Source organism: Bosea vestrisii (assembly GCF_030144325.1).
GTDB classification, from domain to species: domain Bacteria; phylum Pseudomonadota; class Alphaproteobacteria; order Rhizobiales; family Beijerinckiaceae; genus Allobosea; species Allobosea vestrisii_A.
Map to the genome: position 1 here is coordinate 2,410,086 of NZ_CP126307.1, position 21,105 is coordinate 2,431,190.

General features: G+C 66.2%; 28 protein-coding genes. 17 read left to right on the plus strand and 11 right to left on the minus strand.

What is annotated here, in order from left to right; genetic code table 11:
- Positions 1-219 precede the first annotated feature (219 nt).
- Positions 220-816 carry a histidine phosphatase family protein gene (locus tag QO058_RS11985; RefSeq protein WP_284172251.1) on the minus strand — a complete coding sequence of 199 codons (597 nt, stop codon included), beginning with the start codon at positions 814-816 and terminating at the stop codon, positions 220-222.
- A 135-nt stretch (positions 817-951) separates the two neighbouring features.
- Here QO058_RS11985 and folP point away from each other — a divergent pair, with 135 nt between their 5' ends.
- From folP to folK, 3 genes are read left to right on the plus strand one after another with little or no spacing between them, the layout of a single operon-like run.
- Positions 952-1,785: a dihydropteroate synthase gene (folP, locus tag QO058_RS11990; RefSeq protein ID WP_284172253.1), complete on the plus strand. Its 834-nt coding sequence runs from the start codon at positions 952-954 to the stop codon at positions 1,783-1,785.
- A complete protein-coding gene (gene folB, locus QO058_RS11995) occupies positions 1,782-2,156 on the plus strand; it encodes a dihydroneopterin aldolase (RefSeq protein ID WP_284172255.1) in 375 nt (124 codons plus the stop codon). The genes folP and folB overlap by 4 nt, the downstream gene beginning before the upstream one ends.
- Positions 2,146-2,670: a 2-amino-4-hydroxy-6-hydroxymethyldihydropteridine diphosphokinase gene (gene folK / locus QO058_RS12000; protein WP_284172256.1), complete on the plus strand. Its 525-nt coding sequence runs from the start codon at positions 2,146-2,148 to the stop codon at positions 2,668-2,670. The genes folB and folK overlap by 11 nt, the downstream gene beginning before the upstream one ends.
- A gap of 3 nt (positions 2,671-2,673) precedes the next feature.
- Here folK and fabI read toward each other — a convergent pair whose 3' ends face one another.
- From fabI to QO058_RS12015, 3 genes are all read right to left on the minus strand, one after another.
- Positions 2,674-3,513: an enoyl-ACP reductase FabI gene (fabI, locus tag QO058_RS12005; RefSeq protein ID WP_284172258.1), complete on the minus strand. Its 840-nt coding sequence runs from the start codon at positions 3,511-3,513 to the stop codon at positions 2,674-2,676.
- A gap of 106 nt (positions 3,514-3,619) precedes the next feature.
- Positions 3,620-4,540, minus strand: a complete 921-nt coding sequence (locus QO058_RS12010) for a DnaJ C-terminal domain-containing protein (RefSeq protein ID WP_284172259.1) — start codon at positions 4,538-4,540, stop codon at positions 3,620-3,622.
- 83 nt (positions 4,541-4,623) lie between these two features.
- Entirely contained in the window at positions 4,624-4,977 is a 354-nt protein-coding gene (locus QO058_RS12015) for an RT0821/Lpp0805 family surface protein (RefSeq protein WP_284172260.1), read from the minus strand.
- Positions 4,978-5,213: 236 nt separating this feature from the next.
- Between QO058_RS12015 and pdxH the strand changes: the two genes are divergently transcribed.
- The 5 genes from pdxH to QO058_RS12040 all read left to right on the plus strand — a co-directional run bounded on the left by pdxH (position 5,214) and on the right by QO058_RS12040 (position 8,106).
- Complete coding sequence (gene pdxH / locus QO058_RS12020) at positions 5,214-5,828, plus strand: pyridoxamine 5'-phosphate oxidase (RefSeq protein WP_284172261.1); 615 nt, start codon at positions 5,214-5,216, stop codon at positions 5,826-5,828.
- A gap of 71 nt (positions 5,829-5,899) precedes the next feature.
- Entirely contained in the window at positions 5,900-6,622 is a 723-nt protein-coding gene (locus QO058_RS12025) for an SDR family NAD(P)-dependent oxidoreductase (protein WP_284172874.1), read from the plus strand.
- The gene (locus QO058_RS12030) at positions 6,619-7,113 is read left to right on the plus strand and encodes an NUDIX hydrolase (protein WP_284172262.1); all 495 of its coding nucleotides are present in this window, start codon (positions 6,619-6,621) and stop codon (positions 7,111-7,113) included. Before QO058_RS12025 ends, QO058_RS12030 begins: the two co-directional genes overlap by 4 nt.
- Positions 7,110-7,547 carry a TIGR02301 family protein gene (locus QO058_RS12035; RefSeq protein WP_284172264.1) on the plus strand — a complete coding sequence of 146 codons (438 nt, stop codon included), beginning with the start codon at positions 7,110-7,112 and terminating at the stop codon, positions 7,545-7,547. Before QO058_RS12030 ends, QO058_RS12035 begins: the two co-directional genes overlap by 4 nt.
- A gap of 289 nt (positions 7,548-7,836) precedes the next feature.
- The gene (locus QO058_RS12040) at positions 7,837-8,106 is read left to right on the plus strand and encodes a hypothetical protein (RefSeq protein ID WP_110492788.1); all 270 of its coding nucleotides are present in this window, start codon (positions 7,837-7,839) and stop codon (positions 8,104-8,106) included.
- On the opposite strand, the gene QO058_RS12045 is transcribed toward QO058_RS12040, so the two are convergent.
- Positions 8,107-8,454 (minus strand): winged helix-turn-helix transcriptional regulator, encoded by a 348-nt coding sequence (locus QO058_RS12045; protein ID WP_284172266.1) that lies wholly within the window; start codon positions 8,452-8,454, stop codon positions 8,107-8,109.
- 188 nt (positions 8,455-8,642) lie between these two features.
- Here QO058_RS12045 and QO058_RS12050 point away from each other — a divergent pair, with 188 nt between their 5' ends.
- A complete protein-coding gene (locus QO058_RS12050; RefSeq protein WP_284172268.1) occupies positions 8,643-9,071 on the plus strand; it encodes a GFA family protein in 429 nt (142 codons plus the stop codon).
- A 10-nt stretch (positions 9,072-9,081) separates the two neighbouring features.
- Here QO058_RS12050 and QO058_RS12055 read toward each other — a convergent pair whose 3' ends face one another.
- From QO058_RS12055 to QO058_RS12075, 5 genes are all read right to left on the minus strand, one after another.
- Positions 9,082-10,356 (minus strand): RNA polymerase sigma factor, encoded by a 1,275-nt coding sequence (locus tag QO058_RS12055; protein WP_284172270.1) that lies wholly within the window; start codon positions 10,354-10,356, stop codon positions 9,082-9,084.
- Positions 10,357-10,399: 43 nt separating this feature from the next.
- Positions 10,400-10,825 (minus strand): YciI family protein, encoded by a 426-nt coding sequence (locus tag QO058_RS12060; protein WP_284172272.1) that lies wholly within the window; start codon positions 10,823-10,825, stop codon positions 10,400-10,402.
- Positions 10,731-11,333 carry a YciI family protein gene (locus QO058_RS12065; RefSeq protein WP_347976376.1) on the minus strand — a complete coding sequence of 201 codons (603 nt, stop codon included), beginning with the start codon at positions 11,331-11,333 and terminating at the stop codon, positions 10,731-10,733. The genes QO058_RS12060 and QO058_RS12065 overlap by 95 nt, the downstream gene beginning before the upstream one ends.
- A gap of 75 nt (positions 11,334-11,408) precedes the next feature.
- Entirely contained in the window at positions 11,409-11,831 is a 423-nt protein-coding gene (locus tag QO058_RS12070) for a YciI family protein (protein ID WP_284172273.1), read from the minus strand.
- Between the two features lie 116 nt (positions 11,832-11,947).
- Positions 11,948-12,610: a dihydrofolate reductase family protein gene (locus QO058_RS12075; protein WP_284172274.1), complete on the minus strand. Its 663-nt coding sequence runs from the start codon at positions 12,608-12,610 to the stop codon at positions 11,948-11,950.
- 284 nt (positions 12,611-12,894) lie between these two features.
- Between QO058_RS12075 and ygfZ the strand changes: the two genes are divergently transcribed.
- The 3 genes from ygfZ to QO058_RS12090 are packed head-to-tail and all read left to right on the plus strand — an operon-like array spanning position 12,895 to position 15,001.
- Positions 12,895-13,782: a CAF17-like 4Fe-4S cluster assembly/insertion protein YgfZ gene (ygfZ, locus tag QO058_RS12080; protein ID WP_284172275.1), complete on the plus strand. Its 888-nt coding sequence runs from the start codon at positions 12,895-12,897 to the stop codon at positions 13,780-13,782.
- Positions 13,779-14,402, plus strand: coding sequence for a DNA-3-methyladenine glycosylase I (locus QO058_RS12085; RefSeq protein ID WP_284172276.1), 624 nt, complete (start codon positions 13,779-13,781; stop codon positions 14,400-14,402). Before ygfZ ends, QO058_RS12085 begins: the two co-directional genes overlap by 4 nt.
- The gene (locus QO058_RS12090) at positions 14,402-15,001 is read left to right on the plus strand and encodes a YfbR-like 5'-deoxynucleotidase (protein WP_284172277.1); all 600 of its coding nucleotides are present in this window, start codon (positions 14,402-14,404) and stop codon (positions 14,999-15,001) included. Before QO058_RS12085 ends, QO058_RS12090 begins: the two co-directional genes overlap by 1 nt.
- A gap of 190 nt (positions 15,002-15,191) precedes the next feature.
- Here the strand turns inward: QO058_RS12090 and QO058_RS12095 are convergent, their stop codons facing one another.
- A complete protein-coding gene (locus tag QO058_RS12095) occupies positions 15,192-15,479 on the minus strand; it encodes a peptide-binding protein (RefSeq protein ID WP_284172278.1) in 288 nt (95 codons plus the stop codon).
- Positions 15,480-15,676: 197 nt separating this feature from the next.
- On the opposite strand from QO058_RS12095, the gene aceB reads away from it, so the two are divergent.
- The 5 genes from aceB (at position 15,677) to QO058_RS12120 (ending at position 20,996) form a co-directional block, all read left to right on the plus strand.
- Positions 15,677-17,284 (plus strand): malate synthase A, encoded by a 1,608-nt coding sequence (aceB, locus tag QO058_RS12100; RefSeq protein WP_284172279.1) that lies wholly within the window; start codon positions 15,677-15,679, stop codon positions 17,282-17,284.
- A 395-nt stretch (positions 17,285-17,679) separates the two neighbouring features.
- Complete coding sequence (locus QO058_RS12105) at positions 17,680-18,120, plus strand: hypothetical protein (protein ID WP_284172280.1); 441 nt, start codon at positions 17,680-17,682, stop codon at positions 18,118-18,120.
- Between the two features lie 204 nt (positions 18,121-18,324).
- Entirely contained in the window at positions 18,325-18,492 is a 168-nt protein-coding gene (locus QO058_RS12110) for a hypothetical protein (protein ID WP_284172281.1), read from the plus strand.
- An 859-nt stretch (positions 18,493-19,351) separates the two neighbouring features.
- A complete protein-coding gene (locus QO058_RS12115; protein ID WP_284172282.1) occupies positions 19,352-20,380 on the plus strand; it encodes a DUF3616 domain-containing protein in 1,029 nt (342 codons plus the stop codon).
- A gap of 52 nt (positions 20,381-20,432) precedes the next feature.
- Entirely contained in the window at positions 20,433-20,996 is a 564-nt protein-coding gene (locus QO058_RS12120; protein ID WP_284172283.1) for an NUDIX hydrolase, read from the plus strand.
- Positions 20,997-21,105 lie beyond the last annotated feature (109 nt).

Below are 21,105 nucleotides of genomic sequence, written 5' to 3' on the forward strand. Positions count from 1 at the left end.
GCCCCGCCGCAGGTCCTGGCGATTGCGCCCGGACTGCACTTCATGCCGGCCGGCCGTCTCCCCGTGACGACGCGCCCGCCTGTCTTCCGGCCGGACGCTCGCAGCCGCGCGAGCACTCACCAGCCGACTGTACCATCGAAGATGTGGCTGAACCTCGCCTGAACGGCAAGCGAGAAGACGGGATGCGGTTAAGCGCCGGCGTGCTTTTGCGCCCGACTGTCACATCCACGTCGCCTTGTCGCCCTCGACCACCAGGATCTTGCCCTGCCAGATCTCGACGCGCGCCGCATCCGCTGTACCGACCGCTCCGACCAGCGCCAGCACAGCCCGCGCCACACCACCATGGCTGACCATCACCGTATCGGGCGCAAGCCCTTCGAGCACGGGCCGAATCCGCTCGGCCAGCATCCGGTAGCTCTCGCCGCCCGGCGGCACGAAACCCCATTTGTCGCGCTCGCGCGCCTGGGCGAGCTCGCGCTCGCTCTTGCGGACCTCGCGCCAGGTGAAGCCTTCCCAGTCACCGAAGGTCAGTTCGCGCAGGCGCTCGTCGAGGCGGAACTCCTCCGGCGGCAGCTCGAGCTCGCGGCGCAGGATCCTCATCGTCTCCCGCGCCCGCTCCATCGGCGAGCAGAGATAGTCCACCGTCGCGTAGTCCGGCGTCAGCTCTTTCAGCCGCCGAGCCGCCTCCTCGGCCTGCATGCGGCCGAGCGCGTTGAGCGGGATGTCCTTCCCGCCCTGCAACCGGCCCTCGCGATTCCAGTCGGTTTCGCCGTGGCGGACGAGGAAGAGGCGGCCGGGAATCGTCAAGGCGGTCATGTCCCGCCTCATGCACGCTGGCGGCACCGACGTCAAAGCGACGAAAGCGCCGCAGGAGTTGCCTTGTGAGCTTTGTGGTGGCCGCGCGCCGACGCCCTGTGTAAGAGGCAGGCTCTCGCATCGCTCGATCGCCGCATGAACGCCACGCTGACATTGCCCGATGGCCGCAGGCTCAGCCTCGGCGCCAGGCCCCTGCTGATGGGCGTGGTCAACGTCACCCCGGATTCCTTTTCCGATGGCGGCCTCTTCGCCGACCCGGCGGTCGCGGTCGCGCACGGGCTGGAACTGGCGCAGCAGGGCGCCGACATCGTTGATATCGGCGGCGAGTCGACGAGGCCGGACCACATCCGCCTCGATGCGGACAGCGAGCTCGCCCGGGTCCTGCCGGTGATCACTGGCATCGCCGCCCAAAGCGATGTTCCGATCTCGATCGACACCTACAAGGCCGAGGTCGCCGACGCGGCGCTGAAGGCCGGCGCCTCCATCGTCAACGATGTCTGGGGTGCGCAGCGCGATCCCTCCATCGCCGGCATCGCGGCCCGCCATGGCGCGCCGATCATCCTGATGCACAACCGCGAAGAGGTCGATCCGGGGCTCGACATCCTCGCCGAGGTCATGCGCTTCCTCGAACGCTCGATCGCGATCGCGGTTGAAGCCGGTGTGCCGCGCAGCCAGATCGTCGTCGATCCCGGCATCGGCCGCTTCGGCAAGACCGCCGAGCAATCGCTGCTGCTGATGAAGGAGCTCGGCCGGCTCGCCGAGCTCGGCTGCCCGGTCCTGCTCGGCGCCTCGCGCAAATCGGTGCTCGGCCATGTCGTCGGCAAGGCGGTTCCGGCCGAGCGCGTCGCCGCCAGCATCGCCGCGCATCTCTATGGCGTCACCCAAGGCGCCGCCATCATCCGCGCCCATGACGTCGACGAGCATGTCGACGCGCTGAAAATCTGGGCAGCGATCGGAGAAGCACGATGAGCGCGACGGGGCAGATCTTCATCGAGGCGCTCGACCTCTACGCCTATCACGGGCATTTCGCCGAAGAGGGCCGGCTCGGCCAGCGCTTCTCGATGGACCTCGTCCTCGACTGCGACCTGCGCGCTTCCTCGCTCAGCGACAGCCTCGCCGACACCGTCGACTATGGCGAGGTCGTCGGCCTGGTCACACGGACCTTCTCCGGCAAGCGCTTCAAGCTGCTGGAAGCGGCCGCGCGGGCGCTGGCCGAGGCGATCCTGGCGGAATATCCGGCGGTGACCAAGGTCGCGGTCACTTTGCGAAAGCCCGCTCCGCCGATTCCAGGCCGGATGGAATCGGTCGGCATCAAGCTGGATTTCACGCGTGAGCGTTGAGGCGACGCTCGGCCTCGGCGGCAATCTCGGCGATCCGGTCGCGGCCTTCGCGGCAGCATTGGCGCGGCTGCGCGCTCACGCCGCCGTGGAGCTGAAGGCCGCCTCCTCGGTCTGGCGCACGGCGCCCTGGGGCAAGCTCGACCAACCCGAATTCCGCAACATGGCGGTGCTGATCGAGACCTCTGTGTCAGCCGACGACCTGCTCGCGCTCTGCCTGTCGATCGAGCGCGAGAGCGGCCGCGAGCGGCGCGAGCGCTGGGGGCCGCGCACACTCGACATCGACATCCTGACTTATGGCGGGCAGACGATCGAGCGGCCCGGCCTTCAGGTTCCGCATCCACGCATCGCCGAGCGCGCCTTCGTGCTGGCTCCGCTCGCGGAGATTGCACCGACGATCACGATCGGGGCGCGCAGCATAGCGGCGCTCCTGGCGGCGATCGCGAGCCAGGACGTCAGCCGTGACGCTGATGGAAGCCAGCGCCTGAAGGATATGCTGGCAGCTCGGCCGGGCTGAGACTCACTCGCCCTTGTCGAGCGAGATGTCCGGCGCGGTCGGCACCTTCATGCCGACGACATGATAGCCGGCATCGACATGCATGATCTCGCCGGTGATGCCGCGCGACATGTCGGAGACCAGGAAGACCGCGGTCTCGCCGACTTCCTCGATGGTCACGGTGCGGCGCAGCGGCGAGTTGTACTCGTTCCAGCGCAGGATATAGCGGAAGTCTCCGATACCCGAGGCGGCCAGCGTCTTGATCGGCCCGGCCGAGATCGCGTTGACCCTGATCTTCGAGGGGCCGAGGTCGGCGGCGAGATACTGCACGCTCGATTCCAGCGCCGCCTTGGCGACGCCCATGACGTTGTAATGCGGCATCCATTTCTCGGCGCCGTAATAGGTCAGCGTCAGCAGCGAGCCGCCATCCGGCATCAGCTTCTCGGCGCGCTGGGTGATCGCCGTGAAGGAATAGCAGGAGATCAGCAGCGACTTGGAGAAATTCGCCTCGGTCGTATCGACATAGCGGCCGGTGAGCTCGTCCTTGTCGGAGAAGGCGATGCAGTGGACGACGAAGTCGAGCTTGCCCCAGAGCGTCTCGATCTCGGCGAAGACCGCATCGATCGTAGCGGGGTCAGTGACGTCGCAATGGCCGACGACGTGGCCGCCGAGCTGTTTCGCCAGCGGCTCGACCCGCTTCTTCAGCGCATCGCCCTGATAGGTAAAGGCCAGTTCGGCGCCGGCATCCGCGGCCGCCTTGGCAATGCCCCAGGCGATCGAGCGGTTGTTGGCGACACCCATGACGAGACCGCGCTTACCCCGGAGCAGATTGGCGGTCGGGGCGGCGCTGCTGGATTCAGGCATCTGGGACCTTCGAACTGGACGAACCGGCGAGTAGAACGGGTCGTCTCATAACCGAGGCCGTCGAAGGGTGGAAGCGTCCTTTGCCGAATTCCTGTTCAGCCGGTCTCTAGCCGGCCCGTGCTTTCATCAGCGCGGTCAGCTCGGTGTCTTCGGCCGGCATCTCGATGTCGATCGAAACGAACAGGTCCCCGCGCTCGCCCTTCTTCTCGCCCGGCAGTCCCTTGCCGCGCAGGCGGAACTGGCGCGCCGTGCCGGTCAGCGGCGGCACATTCATCTCGACGGCGCCTCCCAGCGTCGGCACATGGATCGGCCCGCCGAGCACCGCCGTCGCCAGCGGTACCGCGACGCGCGCGCGCAGGTTGTTGCCGTCGACGGTGAAGCGCGGATCGGGCCGGACCTTGATCGTCATCAGCACGTCGCCGGTCTCGCCGGTGAGCGGATGCGTCTGGCCGAGACCGCGCAGGCGCATGATCTTGCCGTCGGCGACGCCTTCGGGGATCGTCACCTCGACTTCGCGCCCGCCCGGCAGCTTGACCCGGCGCATCGCGCCATTGACCGCTTCGGCCAGGTTGACCTCGAGCGTGAAGCTCTGCTCCGGCGGCTTTTGCGGCTGGCTCGCCCGGCCACGTCCGCCGCGCCTGGCAGCGTCGCCGAAAAGCGAACCGAAGATATCGGCGGGGTCGAAGCCCGGATCGGCACCACCACGGCCGAATGGCCCCCCGCCGCCGCTGGAATGGAACTCGAAACCGCCCTGATGCGCGCCGCCTCGGCCGGCACCCATGCCCTCGAAGCCGGTGAAGCGCGGCTTGCCCTCGGCGTCGATCTCGCCGCGATCGAACTGCTTGCGTTTGTCGGGATCGCCGAGGACCTCGTAGGCGGTGTTCAGCTCCGAGAAGCGCTCCTGCGCCTTCGGGTCGCTCTGATTGCGGTCGGGGTGCAGATCCTTGGCGCGGCGGCGATAAGCCTTCTTGATCTCGGCTTCATCGGCCGATTTCGCCACGCCCAGAACCTGATACGGATCACGCATTCAAAAACACCCTGGAGGATTCGTGTTCCGACCTACCGGAACCGCCTCCTACATGGGAAGACTGTGGCGTCTTGGCAACAGGCTCAGGCCGTGCCTTTCCAGGTCTTGGCATCCTTGACCGCCCATTCGCCGCCTGACGGCCGGCAGGCGGTGCCCTGCAGCTTCACCGGGCCGGTCTGCAGGCTCATCGAAGCCAGGAAGGCGCGGCAGATCTCGTCCGATCTCAGGAACGGTCCGCCAACGGGGGTGAACATTCCCTTCATGCCGCTTTGAGCATTATCCCAGGAGACCGGCGCGCCATTGCCCTGCGGATCGAGCGCCATCGCCAGCGCGCCCTCGGCCCGGCGCCAATCCTCGGGGCCGAGGTCAGGCGCGAGCGCAGCAAGCAGGCTCTTGCCCTCGCTGGGGCTGGCCGGGAGCACGGAGGCCGTCGTCATCGCGACCTCGTCCTCAGCCTTGCTCGACAGGCCCATGATCGGGAAGGAGATCGAACAGCCCGACGCTGCGAGCCCGACCAGCAGCGCACCGGCGAGCGATACCGCGCGCGCAAGGGGTCTGCGCTCACACGGCCTCTGGCTCCCTCGCCCGCACGCTCTATATATGTCTCGCAACTCAAATCGCATTACGGATCGCGCTCGCCCAACGCTTCCTGAACCTATCGAGGACTAAGCACGTGAATGCGTTAACGAGCGGTGACTTCACCGAGGCCGGCGAGCCTTTCGCCCTGTTCGAAAGCTGGTTGGAAGAGGCCAAGGCCTCCGAGCCGAACGACCCCAACGGCATGGCGCTCTCGACCGTCGACGCCGACGGCCTGCCCAATGTCCGCATGGTCCTGCTGAATGGCCGCAGCCCCGACGGCTTCGTCTTCTACACCAACACGCAAAGCCAGAAGGGCGAGGAACTCGACGGCCAGCCCAAGGCGGCTGCGCTGTTCCACTGGAAGAGCCTGCGCCGGCAGATTCGCATCCGCGGCCCGGTCAGCCGCGTCAGCGACGCCGAAGCCGATGCCTATTTCCAGTCGCGCCCGCGCGACAGCCGCATCGGCGCCTGGGCCTCGCAGCAGTCGCGGCCGCTCGAGAGCAGGTTCGCGCTCGAGAAGGCGGTGGCGAGCTATGCGTTGAAATTCGGCGTCGGCGAGGTGCCGCGTCCGCCGCATTGGACCGGTTTCCGCATCGCCCCGGTGTATATCGAATTCTGGCGCGACGGCGCCTTCCGCCTCCACGACCGCATCGTCTTCCGCCGCGCCGCCCCGGGCGAAGCCTGGACGAAGGCGCGGCTCTACCCCTGAGGAAAGTCACAACGCCAATGGCCATGCCCACATTCGACTTTCCGAAAACGGAAGCCGGCAAGCGTCCGGTCATGCTGCTGACCGGCGCCAGTCGCGGAATCGGCCATGCCACGGTGATGCAATTCGCCATGGCCGGCTGGCGCATCCTGTCCTGCTCGCGCCAGGCCTTCTCCGACAAATGCCCCTGGCCGTCGGGTGCCGACGACCATGTCCAGATCGATCTCGGCGACCCCGAGGACACGATGCGCGGCATCGCCGAGATCAAGAAGCGCCTCGCCGCCGAGGGCGGCAAGCTCAACGCGTTGGTCAACAATGCCGGCATCTCACCGAAAGGGTCCAAGGGCGGCCGGCTCGGCGCAGCGACGACCTCCTTCAACGACTGGCACCAGGTCTTCCAGGTCAATTTCTTCGCGCCGATCATGCTGGCGCGCGGCCTGCTCGATGAATTGACCGTGGCGAAGGGCGCTATCGTCAATGTCACCTCGATCGCCGGCTCGCGCGTCCACCCCTTCGCCGGCGCCGCCTATGCGACCTCGAAGGCCGCGCTCGCCAGCCTGACCCGCGAGATGGCGGCCGATTTCGGGCCGCTCGGCATCCGGGTGAACTCGATCTCGCCCGGCGAGATCGACACCGCGATCCTCTCGCCCGGCACCGAGAAGATCGTCGAGAAACTGCCGCTGCTGCGGCTCGGCAAGACCGAGGAGGTCGCCAAGGCGATCTATTTCCTCTGCACCGACGCCTCGAGCTATGTCACCGGCGCCGAGCTCCACATCAATGGCGGACAGCACGTGTGAGTGACGAAGGCGGCGGGCAAGACAGCGGGCAGGTCATCCGCTTCCCCAACCCCGCCCGTGCGGCAGCGCGCCCGGTGCTCGCCGCCTCGATCGCCGTCTTCCGCGACGGCAAGGTCCTGCTGGCGACGCGGACCAAGCCGCCGGCCGACCAGCTCTGGTCGCTGCCCGGCGGCAAGGTCGAGGCCGGCGAGAGCCTCGAGGAAGCGGCCTTGCGCGAGCTTGAGGAGGAGGTCGGCGTCACCGCCCGCATCCTGGGCTTCAACCGCCATGTCGAGATCGTCGGCCGCGATCCGAAGGGCGTCGTCACCCATCATTTCGTCATCGCCTCCTATGTCGGGCAGTGGATATCCGGCGAGCCGCAGCCCGGCCCCGAGGCAGGCGCGGTGATGTGGGCCGATCCGCTGAAATTGGGCGGCCTGCCGACGACGCGCGAACTCGGCGACGTGCTGCGCCGCGCCGCCGCCATTGCCGCGAGCGACGGCGGCGCATGACGAAACGAGCGCTCGCCCTGCTTCTGGCCGTGCTGGCCGCGAGCCCCGAGACGCTGCTGGCGCAGGCACGGCGGCCGGCCCCGCCGCAGCAGCGGCCCGCCGAGCCGCCTCCGGCAGAGCCCGAAGCGCCGCCGCCACCCTATGAGCCGCAATTGCTGAAGCTCGCCGAGATCATCGGCTCGCTCGCCTATCTGCGCACGCTTTGCGAAACCCGCGAGGCACAGGACTGGCGCGAACGCATGGCCGCGCTGCTCGAATCGGAAGGTCGCAGCCCGCAACGACGCGAGCGGCTGGCCGGCGCTTATAATCGCGGCTACCGCGCCTATTCGGCGACGCATCGCACCTGCAGCGATGGCAGCCAGGAGGCCTCGGCCCGCCTCGCTCAGGAGGGCGAGAAGCTCGCCAAGGCGCTCGCCAGCCGCTTCGGTGGCTAAAGCCTCGGACCGAAAAGTGGATGCCACTTTTCGGAACAATCCGATGCTCCGGCAAAGAGATGGATCGCCATTTGCGTCCGACAGGACGCACGGCTATCCAGTTTCGGCACGAGCCTGCGCCATTCTTAGGCAGAATTGTCCCCCGTGAATTAACCTTTCTTAAAGACCGTGATGGCGCCCGCCGGCTATGAACCGTATCCTTGGCGTGCAAATCACTGGAACGGTTACGGCTTGCGCCCACATCGTTCCGTCCGACGGGCTATTTTCGACGCCGGGTTCCGCTGCTTTCATGTCCGCTCTCTCAGACGACCTGCCACTCGACCCGACCCTCGCCGAGGACGTCAAGGACGCCCGTCACGTCGCCTATAGCTATGTCGAGGACGCCTTCGCCGAGGCGCGGCAGGATGGGCTCGATTCCGACGCGCTCGCCCATGCCGCCCTGTTCGCGGCGATGCGCACGCTGGTCGAGACCTATGGCGAGGAAGCGACCGCCGTCTTCGCCGAGGCCCTGCCCGAGAAGATCCGCAACGGCAGCTTCACCATCGGCACGCGCCACTGACTATTCGGCCGCAGCCTGAAGCGTGCTCCGCCCGGCATGGGCGAGCCCCCATTCGGCCAGCACATGGGCCGCGTCGTTGAGCGCGGCTCCCGCCGACGTCAGTGAATACTCGACCCGCAACACCGCTTCCTCGAAGACCTCGCGCCTGACGACACCGTCGCGCTCCATTTCGCGCAGCTGCTCGTAAAGCACCTTTTCGCTGATCCCCGGCAGACGCCGGCGCAACGCGCCGAAGCGGAGCGGTCGCTCGTGCAGCTCCCACAGGATCACCGACTTCCAGCGGCCGCCGATTACCGACAGAGCCAGACCGAGGCCGCATGTCTCCGGCAAGTTGATCCTGATGGGCATCGAATCTCCCCGGCCACTTACCTTCGTGTAAGTAATTGAATTCTGGAAATAAACCCCGAAATATCCGGCAAGTGCGGCATCGGCTCGAACCGAAGCCGCCAACCTTTCGAATTTCGCGCAGCGAATGACGGCTGAAGGGCACGCCCTTCTAGCCGAGCCGGCCACGCGTCTTGTCAGGAGAAATCCGCTTGCCCCCCGCTACGACCACCGCGACCGAAGCCCACACACAACGCATTGCCCGTTGCGGCTGCCGGCGTCTCAAGCTCACCGTCTCGGGCGAACCGCGCCGCGTCTATCTCTGCGCCTGCAGCGAGTGCCGGCGCGCCACCGGCTCGGTCTTCGCCTGGCGCGCCATCTTCCCGGACAGTGCGATCGTTGCGGTCGAGGGCGAGAGCTCGGTCTGGCGGCGCGGCAGCGATGCCGGCCGCTGGATCGAGCAGGTCTTCTGTCCCGGCTGTGGCGGCCTGGTCTTCATGCGGGCGGAAGCGATGCCGGGCGCGATCTCGGTCTCGGTCGGCAGCTTCGACGATCCCGGCTTCTCGCCGCCGGCCGCGATCCATAACCGGTCGCACCAGCCCGATTGGTATCGCCTCGCCGACGATGTCGCCGAGGGCTGAGTGACCCGGCTCAGCCAGCCGCGCGTGCCTGCCGCGCCGTTTGTGCCCGGCTGAGCAGTAGCTCGCGCTCGCGCCGATTCCGGGTCATCTCGGCGGCGCGGGTGAACTCGGCCTCCGCCTCGCCATGGCGGCCGAGCTTGAGCAGGAAATCGGCGCGCACGCTCGGCAAGAGATGGTAATTCTTCAGCGCCGGAGCGCCGGCGAGCGCATCGACCAGCGCAAGCCCCGCCGCCGGCCCGTCCGCCATCGACACCGCGACAGCCCGGTTGAGCTCGATCACCGGCGATGGCGTCAGCGTGCCGAGCGCGCCGTAAAGCGCCGCGATCCGGCGCCAATCGGTCTCGTCAGCAGTGCGGGCGCGCGCATGGCAGGCGGCGAGCTCGGCTTGCAGGACATAGGGGCTAGGCGTGGCGGAAAGCCTCCGCGCGGTCTCCAGCGCCTTGAGGCCATGGTTGATCAGCAGGCGATCCCAGCGGGCCCGGTTCTGGTCGAGCAGCAGCACCGGCGCGCCATCCGGCCCGATGCGGGCGCGCAGGCGCGAAGCCTGCAACTCCATCAGCGCGACAAGGCCGTGCACCTCGGGTTCCTGCGGCGCGAGACCAGCGAGGATGCGCCCAAGCCGCATCGCCTCCTGGCACAAGGCCGGGCGCACCCAGTCTTCGCCGCCGGTCGCGGCATAGCCCTCGTTGAAGATCAGGTAGACCACCTCGAGCACCGAGGCGAGGCGCTCGCCAAGCTCAGGCCCGTGCGGCACCTCATAGGGCACCCTGGCCTCGGCCAGCGCCTTCTTCGCTCGAACCAGGCGCTGGGCCATGGTCGGCTCCGGCACCAGGAAGGCGCGGGCGATCTCCTCGGTGGTGAGGCCGCCGATCAGGCGCAAGGTGAGCGCAAGCCGCGCCTCGACCGCGAGCACCGGATGGCAGGCGGTGAAGATCAGGCGCAGCAGGTCGTCGCCGAGCTCGTCGTCGAGCGCCTCCTCGATCCCGGCGGTCGGATCGGCCTCCTCGTCGAGATCGCGGCCGATCTCGTCATGCTTGCGCTGCAGCATCTTGGCGCGCCTGAGGCCGTCGAGCGCACGGTGCTTGGCGGCTTGCATCAGCCAGGCGCCGGGATTGCGCGGCACACCCTCGTCCGGCCATTGCTGGAGCGCGGCGACGAGCGCGTCCTGCGCCAGCTCCTCGGCCCGGCCGACATCGCGGGTGACGCGGGCGAGGCCCGCGATCAGCCTGGGGGCCTCGATCCTGAAGACCGTCTCGATCGCGCGGTGTGCATCGCTTGCCGTCATCGGCTGCGATACACACCATCAGCGATCGTCTCTGGCAAGCGGCTCAGCCGTTGTCGCCGACCTCGCTCTTGAGGCGCTTCCAGGCCGCATCGGCTTCGGGCGAGACCGCGTCGCCGAAATCAGCGAAGTCGACGACCGGGCGAATCTCGATCTCGGACGGGCCAGGCATCGGATTGGGGCAGCGCTTGACCCATTCGATCGCCTCGTCGAGCGACTTGCATTCCCAGATCCAGTAGCCGGCGACGAGCTCCTTGGTCTCGGCGAAGGGCCCGTCGACGACGGAGCGCCTGGCGCCGTCGAACTGCACGCGCGCGCCCTTCGCGCTCGGCTGCAGGCCGTCGCCGCCCTTCATGATGCCGGCTTTCACCAGCTCTTCATTGTAGGCCATCATCGCATCGACCAGCTCGCGGGTCGGCGCCGCGCCGGCTTCGCTGTCCTTGGTCGCCTTGACCATCACCATGAAACGCATCGGTCTTCTCCGTTGAGTTGGAGCGGTGCAGGCCTCGCCTCGCACCCCTCCGGATTGAATGGGATATTCGGGCTTTTTGATCGGTCAGCCTGCGCGCTTCGCCGTCTCGGCGCGCAGGCGCTCTTCCTGCTCGCGCAATTCCGGCGTCAGCGCCTCGCCGAAAATCCTCCATCTCGAAGATCGGGCGCAGCTCGATCTCGGTGCCGCCGTCGAAGGGCGCGCGCTTCAGCCACTCGACCGCCTCGTCGAAGGAGCGGACCTGCCAGATCCAGAAGCCGGCCAGCAGTTCCTTGGTCTCGGCGAAGGGGCCGTCGGTGAGCGTCCGCTGCGAGCCAGAGAAGCGCATGCGCAGCCCCTTCGAGCTCGGATGGAGCCCATCCATCGCCAGCATCACGCCGGCCTTCACCAACTCTTCGTTATAGGCGCCCATCTGGGTGAAGAGGTCTTCGCTCGGCATCACGCCGGCTTCGCTGTCCTTGCTGGCCTTGACCAGAACCATCACGCGCATCGGTCTTCTCCTTGAAGCAGAAGGGCAGAGGCGACGCCTCGCGCCGCCCGTTTCGGTTCGATTTGCCTTGGAACGTCAGCCGGTGCGCTTCGCCGTCTCGGCACGCAGGCGCTCCTCCTGCTCGCGCAATTCCGGCGTCAGCGCCTCGCCAAAATCCTCCATCTCGAAGATCGGGCGCAGTTCGATCTCGGTGCCGCCGTCGAAGGGCGCGCGCTTCAGCCATTCGACCGCCTCGTCGAAGGAGCGGACCTGCCAGATCCAGAAGCCGGCGAGCAGCTCCTTGGTCTCGGCGAAGGGGCCGTCGGTGATCGTCCGCTGCGAGCCCGAGAAGCGCATGCGCAACCCCTTCGAACTCGGATGCAGCCCATCGCCCGCCAGCATCACGCCGGCCTTCACCAGCTCTTCATTGTAGGCTCCCATCTGGGTGAGGAGGCCTTCGCTCGGCATCACGCCGGCTTCGCTATCCTTGTCGGCCTTGACCAGAACCATCACGCGCATCGGTCTTCTCCTGTCTGTCGGGGTTGGTTTTGCTTCGGTATGGGGCGGGAGAAATCCCGCCCTCTGTCATCACGTCGAACGAGGAACGCCGCGATCGACAGGCTCCGAAAGAATTTTCAGCCCTTGGCCGCATATTTTTCGCGGCGAGCGATTTCGGCGGCGCTCGGCTCCGCGAATTCGAACGAGCCGGTGGTGACCTCGCCCTCGCGGCGATAGGTCGCCATGAGCACGCCGGTGCTCGAGACGCTGCTCCGGGCGAGCTTGAACGCGGCGGGCATGGCGCCCGAGCCGAACAGGCGCTTGCCCTTGCCGAGCACGACCGGGAAGGTCAGCAGCGTGATCTCGTCGATCAGGTCCTTGGCCAGCAGCGCCTGGATCAGCTCGCTCGAGCCCTGCAGCAGGAGCTTCGGCCCATCCTGCCGCTTCAGCGCCGCGACTTCTGCGGCGGGATCGCCACGCAGCGCGACGGTGTTCTGCCAGGTCAGCGACTGCGGCTCGGAGGTCGCGACATATTTGGTGATCGCGTTGAACTTGACCGCGATCGGATCGTCGCCGGCATAGGGCCAGTGCGCCGCGAAGATGTCGTAGGTCCGGCGCCCGAGCAGCAGGTCGAACTCGTCGGTCAGGACCTTGTCCATCACCTTGCCCATCGCATCGTCCCAATGGTGGAAGGTCCAGCCGCCATGGCTGAAGCCGCCTTGCGGATCCTCCTGCGGGCCGCCTGGTGCCTGCATGACGCCGTCGAGGGACACGAAAGTGGCGGCAACGACTTGTCTCATGATCATTCTCCCGAACTCGCGGGAGCCTCGTCCCGCAGCACGTCTCCGAAGCTCGGGCGGGCGCCGCAATGATCTGCGGCCTTCCGCTGCTTCTTGCTGACACGTCGAACGAGAAAAGCCGGGATCGACAGCCTCCCGAAAAAATCTGCGATCGACTCCTGGCGGAGGACGGCACCCGAATCCTGGCTCGCTCGCCACACCGGTTGAGCCCCGGGGCGAAGCACCCTAACTATCGGGGCGAACGGCGCCCGCGCCGAAACAGCGATCGCTGAAAGAGCTCAGCCATGCCGGCAACCAGACTGGTCGACCGCGGCGTCATCCGCGTCAGCGGCGACGACGCCCGCGATTTCCTCGAGAACATCGTCACCAACGCGATGGAGACCGTCACGGCCGAACGCGCCGGCTATGGCGGACTGCTGACACCGCAAGGCAAGATCATCGGCGATTTCTTCGTCATCGCCGTTCCGGATGCCGAGGGCGGCGGCTTCCTGCTCGACACGCCATTGCTCCAGACCGCCGACCTGATGAAGAAGCTGAAGCTCTACAAGCTGCGCGCCAAGGTCACGCTCGGCGATCTCAGCGAGACGGCGACGGTGATCGCTGCGACCGATGGCGGCAAGCTGCCCGCCGATGCCGGGCTGGTCTATGCCGATCCGCGCGTCCCTGAGCTCGGCGAGCGCGCCATCGTCGACCTGGATGGCGCCGACGAGCTCGTGGATGCCAGTCTGGACGATTACCACGCCCACCGCATCGGCCTCGGCATCCCCGATGGCGGCCGCGACTTCCTCTATGGCGACACCTTCCCGCACGAGGCGCTGTTCGATCAGCTCGGCGGCGTCTCCTTCAAGAAGGGCTGCTATATCGGCCAGGAGGTCGTCTCGCGCATGCAGCATCGCGGCACCGCCCGCTCGCGCGTCGTACCGATCGTCTTCAGCGAGGGCTTGAATCCGGAGGACGGTGTCGAGGCCAGCGCCGGGAGCAAGCTGATCGGCCGCGTCGGTTCCTGTGCCGGCGGCCGCGGCCTTGCTTTGCTCCGGCTCGATCGCGTGGCGGATGCGCTCGCCGCCGGTCACACGCTCGATGCTGGTGGTCTCGCCTTCACGCTGGCGAGCAAGCCGTCCTTCATCCGGTTTCCCTATCCCGGTGAGCCAGAATTCGGAGCGGCAGCATGAGCGGGCGCGAGGCGGTCGAGGGTCCGGACGGCAAATATCGCTGCATCTGGCCGGGGAGCGATCCGCTCTATCTCGCCTATCACGACACCGAATGGGGCGTACCGGAATATGATTCCCGCACGCTCTGGGAAAAGCTGATGCTCGACGGCTTCCAGGCCGGCCTGTCCTGGATCACCATTCTGAGGAAGCGCGACGCCTTCCGCGCCGGCTTCGCCGGTTTCGAGCCGGAAACGGTCGCCCGCTTCGGCGAGGCCGATGTCCAGCGGTTGCTCGCCGATGCCGGCATCGTTCGCCATCGCGGCAAGATCGAGGGCACGATCCGCAATGCGCAGGCCTATCTCAGGCTGAGCGAGAAGGGCCCCTTCACCGAATTTCTCTGGAAGCATCTCGACGGGCGGGTGGTCCAGAATAGCTTCCGGACCCATGAGGGCGTGCCGGCCGAGACCGCGGTGTCGAAGGCGATCTCCAAGGAACTCAAAGCCGCCGGCTTCACCTTCTGCGGCCCGACCATCGTCTATGCGGTGATGCAGGCCTGCGGCATGGTCAACGACCATCTCACCGGCTGCTTCCGCTGGCAGGAATGCGCGGCGCTGGCGCGCGACACGCGCCCCGCCGCCTGATGGCGAAGCTGCCTGTCCCGCCGCGCGCCTGGCAGCGCATGCTTTCGGGCCGGCGGCTCGACCTGCTCGATCCTTCCCCGCTCGATGTCGAGATCGAGGACATCGCCCACGGCCTTGCCCGCGTCGCCCGCTGGAACGGCCAGACGCGCGGCGCCCATTCCTTCTCGGTGGCGCAGCACAGCCTCCTGGTCGAGGCGATCGCCGGCCATCTCAATCCGGACTGGCCGCGCGAGTGGCGGCTGATGGCGCTGCTGCACGATGCACCAGAATACGTCATCGGCGACATGATCTCGCCGTTCAAGGCAGTGATGGGCGACGCCTACAAGGGCGTCGAACTGCGCCTGCTGGCGGCGATCCATCTGCGTTTCGGCTTGCCGGCCGCAACGCCGGCGGCGCTCAAGCGCAAGACCAAGGACGCCGACAAGATATCGGCCTTCCTCGAAGCGACCGAGCTCGCCGGCTTCGAGCGCGAGGAAGCCCTGCGCTTCTTCGGTCGACCTCAGGCCCTGCCGCGCGAGGTGCTGGCGCTACTCGAGCCGCAGGCGACGGAACAGGCGCAGGCGGCGTTCCTGAAGCGGTTCGGCGAGTTGACGGGATAAGTCGCGGGATCCCCTCTCCTGGAAGGAGAGGGGTAGGGGTGAGGTGTTCGGGAGAGAAATCGTGAGCCTGAACCCACCCGCGCGGTCAGGTCTCGCGGAACTGGTCACAGGGCCTACCCCTCACCCTGCCCTCTCCCTACGGGAGAGGGTTTCCCGCGGTCCTATCGCCAACTAGTCATAGCGGCCTGTCTCAGTAGCAGGAGACAAACTCCCGATAGACCCAGCCCACCACATGGTTGCGACCGCGCGGGCTGATCAGGGCCCAGGGCCGGCCGCGCTCGTCGAAGGACGTGTTCATCACCCTGATGCCGGCGCCGTTGCTGACGTAGCCGATGATTTCGCCATTGGGCGTCTCGCGGATGTTGAGCGGCGTGCCGGTCGGGTCGGTGACGGCGCAGCGGTTCTGGGCGATGGCCGGTGCGGCCGACAGGCAGGTCGCAAGCGCGGCGGTCAAAAGGCCGAGGCGGGTGGCGGTCATGAACAAATCCCCTGATCGTCAACCGGCACGCCCCGCGCCGTGACACGCACTTGCAATGGCGTAGTCAGGGCCGCTTTCGCGGTGAAACGGCATTGTTTCTGTTTTGGATCAGATCATCTGACATCCTCTGCTATTCCCGATAAAATCGGAAAGCTGCATACTGCGCCCACCTGATGTAGGTGAGAGAGACAAGAGCCATGACAGCCCCGACCAGCCTGAATCTTCCCGCCGGCGTCGTCGTCAAGGGCGCGCTCGCCGAGCGCTATGACGAGGTCCTGAGCCATGACGCGCTCGCCTTCGTCGCCGGGCTGCAGCGCCGCTTCAACGAGACCAGGAAGCGCCTGCTCGCCGTGCGCAAGGAGCGCCAGAAGCGCTTCGACGCCGGTGAGACCCCGGATTTCCTGGCCGAGACCCGCCATATCCGCGAGGGCGACTGGAAGGTCGCAGCCATCCCGGCCGATCTGCAGGATCGACGCGTCGAGATCACCGGGCCGGTCGACCGCAAGATGATCGTCAACGCGCTGAACTCCGGCGCCAAGGTCTTCATGGCCGATTTCGAGGATGCCTCCTCGCCGGTCTGGGCCAACATGGTCGAAGGCCAGATCAACCTGAAAGACCGCTGGGCCGGCAGGATCGACTTCACCGATGCGACCTCGGGCAAGGCCTACAAGCTCAAGGACAAGCCGGCCGTCCTGATCGTCCGCCCGCGCGGCTGGCACCTGCCGGAGCGCCATATCGAGATCGATGGCGAGATCGCCTCCGGCGCGCTGGTCGATTTCGGCCTCTATGTCTTCCACAATGCCAAGGCAGCGCTGGCGCAGGGCTCTGGCCCCTATTTCTACCTGCCCAAGCTCGAGAGCCATCTCGAGGCCAGGCTCTGGAACGACGTCTTCGTCGCGGCGCAGACCGCGCTCGGCCTCAAGCTAGGGACGATCAAGGCGACCGTGTTGATCGAGACCCTGCCGGCCGCCTTCGAGATGGACGAGATCCTCTACGAGCTGCGCGAGCACATGGCCGGCCTCAATTGCGGCCGCTGGGACTACATCTTCTCCTTCATCAAGAAGCTCGCCCGCAACAAGGCCTTCGTCCTGCCCGATCGCTCGCAGGTGGTGATGACCAAGGCCTTCCTGCGCGCCTATTCCCTCTTGCTGATCAAGACCTGCCACCGCCGCGGCGCCTTCGCCATGGGCGGCATGGCGGCGCAGATCCCGGTCAAGAACAACCCCGAGGCCAATGCCGCGGCCTTCGCCAAGGTCAAGGCCGACAAGGAGCGCGAGGCCGGCGACGGCCATGACGGCACCTGGGTCGCCCATCCGGACCTCGTGCCGGTGGCGATGGAAGTGTTCGACCGGCTGATGCCGCAGTCGAACCAGCTCGACAAGAAACGCGAGGACGTCGAGGTCAGCCGCGAGAACCTCCTGGAGGTCCACGAGGGCACCCGCACCGAGACCGGCTTCCGCGAGAACATCCGCGTCGGCGTGCAGTATCTCGAAGCCTGGCTGCGCGGCCGCGGTGCGGTGCCGATCTACAACATGATGGAGGACGCCGCGACCGCCGAGATCAGCCGCGCCCAGATCTGGCAGTTCGTCCAGTACGGCGCAGAGCTTGAGGGCGGGGCCAAGGTCGACGCCGAACTGTTCAAGCGCTGCCTGCCCGAGGAGATGGCGCGGGTAAAGGGAGAGCTCGGCGCCGAAGCCTACGACAAGGGCCGCTTCCCCGAGGCGATCGAGCTGTTCTCAAAACTCTCGCTGGCGCCGGAGTTCGAGGAGTTCCTGACCGTGCCGGCTTATGGGAAGCTGGGCTGATCGACACCCGCGCCGCTCAAGGGTGGCGCGGGTTTACCCTTTCACGCTTGGCCGTGGATTTCGGCCTTTGTCCGCTTTGGGTCGCAAGCGGACAATGACGCCCGATCGGCGAACGTCCTCTTATCGACAGAGCGCCACAACCAAACATTGGACCACTGCCAATAAACGGACCTCGTTGGCGAGAGAGCACAGTCGCGTCGTTTGCAGGCGCTTCTCCGAAGGCCTGACCGAATCAGGCGTGGACAACTCCCACGAACGATCCGGGAACATGATTGGCATTTAACCGATTTTCGGTGAGTTTCATCGCGCCGCCCATCGTTTCCGGCTGCTGCTTGCCCTAGCGCCAATTGCAGCAACGCATTTTGACGGATCATCAGATCAACGGAGATTCGCCAGTGAGCAAAATTCCGGATGCACCTGATCTACTCAAAATGTCACTGATAGAGCGTCTGGGGCGATCCTTTGACGCTTTGCTCAGGCGAGAATTTGGGCAACGCTTCTACACTCCTGAATTTCTTAACGAGATCGTCGACAAAAAAGCGGCCGTCGATGCGGAGATGGGCAAGAGTGCAGGAGCCACATTTCTTGCCGCTTCCCTGATCACATTTTTCGATCTCGTTTCCGGAAAAGTGACGATCGGATCGGGATTAAGTGTCGACTTTAGCAAAGATCTTTCGCCGATACTCAGTTTCGTTACAGCGTCACTGCTTCTGCGCACGACACTCTTAATGTTGGACCTGCAAGTCATCAATCAGATCATGATTAGACTTGGCCAGAATATTAATGTTAATCAATTTAATATCATATTTATCAACAGAAAGTCACCCGGAAACTGATCTGATGCGCTCGTGCCCTCATATTTCGGCGAAAAATCGGGGCGAGTACATCATTTTGTATTCGATCTGATTGGTAAATTAATGTTTATATTTCTAGCGCTAATGTTGGCATACCCATCTGCCGCGATAATGACCTCCGCGTATGAGATATATAATTCCGACGTGCGAATGTTAGGAAAAGCAATCAGCTACGCGGCAGTGTTCATGTTATTGATGATCTATACGCTCATAGTTTGTTTTGCCATTCAATATCAATTTTTGCCCGCCGATTTTGACGAAGCGACGCGCGAACCCACTGAACACTTCAAAGCGGAAGTCGAGAAGCGCTTAGCGGAAGAGGCATCCCGGTCAGCGCCTACATCCGGCGTTTGACGGGACGTCCAGCCAGTCGCGAACTGCCATTTCGATGCAAAAGCGTGTCCGACATGGGTCGGAAGCCGACACTTAACGCTCGCTCGCGGGGACAGCCCGCAACCTTATCCCCGCCCTCCCAACCTCCCATATAATCCGCGGCATCCCATCCCCGAGGGGCGGCCATCCGGAGGCATGTCGTTTGGCGGGGTGGGTGCGGCGCCTGCGGGCGAGGGTTGCGCCTCGCTCCCGGGAGGCTTCGGGAACCGACCTGGGGGTACTACGGCCCCTGCGCGAGGAGCTCGCTAGCTGGACTTACCCTCGATGACCAGCCGCCCGGCCGCCGACGCGACGACCCGATGAGGGGAACTGGCGAAGGCGGCGGGCGGGATCGGCGGTGCGTCCGAAAGAAGCGCGGCCCGGAGCTTTAAAATCGCCGGAGGCGGAGCGCCACGGGGCGTGCGGATGTAATCCATCCGCGCCGCTTCCTGGCTCAATGGAAGCGGATACCAAACGCGCCTCGCGGCGCTCCGCTGCCCCTCGATCGCGACAACGCCCGCGGGATCAGCCTGCGGGCGAAGAAGATGCTTGGGCGCGGGAAGCGGAACGCGAACCCTTCTCCCCTCGGGGGAGAAGGTGGCAGCGCGAAGCGCTGACGGATGAGGGCAGCGCCGCGTCTCCACCCAGTCGTTCCGCCCTCATCCCCTGCCGGACCTTCTCCCCGAGGGGAGAAGGAGGCTGTAGGAACTGCCCCCTCATCCCGAAGGAAGAGGATCGCTCCTGCAACAGGATGTCCTTGCCCGGCGCAAGAATCGGCACTCCGGCCTTTGAAACTCGTCGCCGCCACGCCTATCTCGCCTCTTTCCACTGGAGCAAGGCCATGCGGCTTTCGATCCTGCCCACCCTTTGCGCCCTCGCTTTGCTCGCCCCCGCCCCCGCCCGCGCCGAACCACTGAATCCCGAACGCAAGATCGAGGCGACCTCGGATTTCGCCGGCAAGAAGGGCAAGGCCGCCAAGGACATCAGCGGCATCGCCTGCCGCCCGCCTGCCGGCGGCGAATGGCGCTGCCTGATCGTCAACGACGAGAGCAGGGCCGCCCAGTTCGCGACGCTGACGCAGACGACGATCCGGCCCGAGCGCTCCTTGCCGCTCGTCGGCGACACCGCCCCCGCCGTGAGCGGGCGCCAGCCGGCGATCGGTTGCCCCAAGCCGGGCAGCTTTGGCGAGTTCGACGGCGAGGGCGTCGCCTATGCCGACCGCGCTTTCTATGTCGTCGGCTCGCATGGCTGCTCGCGCCATGGCGGCGAGTACCGCCCCTCCTCCTTCCTGCTGGCGCGCATCCCGCCCGGCAATGGCCAGGCCGGTGCGCCCGAGCTGAGCTGGCGTGTCTCCGACCTCCTCGGCGCGGCCGGCGAGGTCGCGCCCTATCTCGGCAAGCCGCTCGATGCCGACACGAACGGGCTGAACATCGAAGGCCTCGCCGTTGTCGGCGACCAGCTCTGGCTCGGCCTGCGCGCACCCTCGCTCGATGGCCGCGCCTTCCTCGTCGGCGGCAGCCTCAAAGAGCTGTTCAAGCCGGGCAGCGAGTCGGCGACCACTAAACCGCAGCTCCTGGCCTTTTCGGCCGGAGCGCAGCGCGGCGTGCGCGACCTCGCCCCGCTCGCCGATGGCCGCCTCCTCGTCCTCGTCGGCCCGGCTCAGGACCAGGAGGTGCCCTATGCGATCGTCCTGCTCGACCCGGCCGATCCATCGGCTACCCGCGAGCTCGGCGAGTTGCGCCAGCGCAAGAATGCCAAGGCAGAGGCGCTCACCGTCCTGACCGAGGAACGCGACGAATTACGCGTCCTCGTCGGCTATGACGGGGTGAAGAACGGCGAGTTCGAGGAGTACCGGCTGAAGCTGCGCTGAGGCGGAGGCAGGCACCTTCCCTGCCGCTGCCGGAGATGCGAAGCACAAGGCCATGAGCTTCCTTCCCCGCCTCAATTCGCTCGTCTCCCGCTATCTCGCCGAGGTCGCTGGCCCGCGCGAGCGGCTGGCGCTGCTGCGTTGGCAGATGGCCGAGCGCCACGCGCTCGACCAGCGCGAGACCATGCCGGGCCATGTCACCACCAGCGCCTTCGTGCTCTCGCCCGACCATGCGCAAATCCTCTTGATCGACCATGTCGTGATCGGCCGTTGGCTTCAGCCCGGCGGGCACTACGAACCGGCCGCGACCTTCCACGAATCGGCGCTGCGCGAGGCGGTCGAGGAGACCGGCGTCGCGAGCCCGACGCTGCATCCCTGGCATCGCGGCGGCGACCTGCCTTTCGCCATCGACAGCCACGAGGTGCCGGGCAATCCGCGCCGGAGCGAACCGCCGCATATCCACCACGACCTGCAATATCTCTTCATCGCCGATCCGGCTTTGCCCCTGACGGCCCAGGAAGAGGAAGTGCACGCCGCGGCCTGGAAGCCGATCGCGACGCTGGCCGAGATCGCGCCGGTGGCGTTCACGCGCTTGCATGCCGTGAACTCGCGAGGCTGAGCCGGCTCGCTGTTACCCATTTGCAACATTGTAACGTTATGATCCCGTGATCGGCGATTCAATATTGCGACTCATTCGCATTTGCGTAGGGTGGGTTCGTCAACAGGAT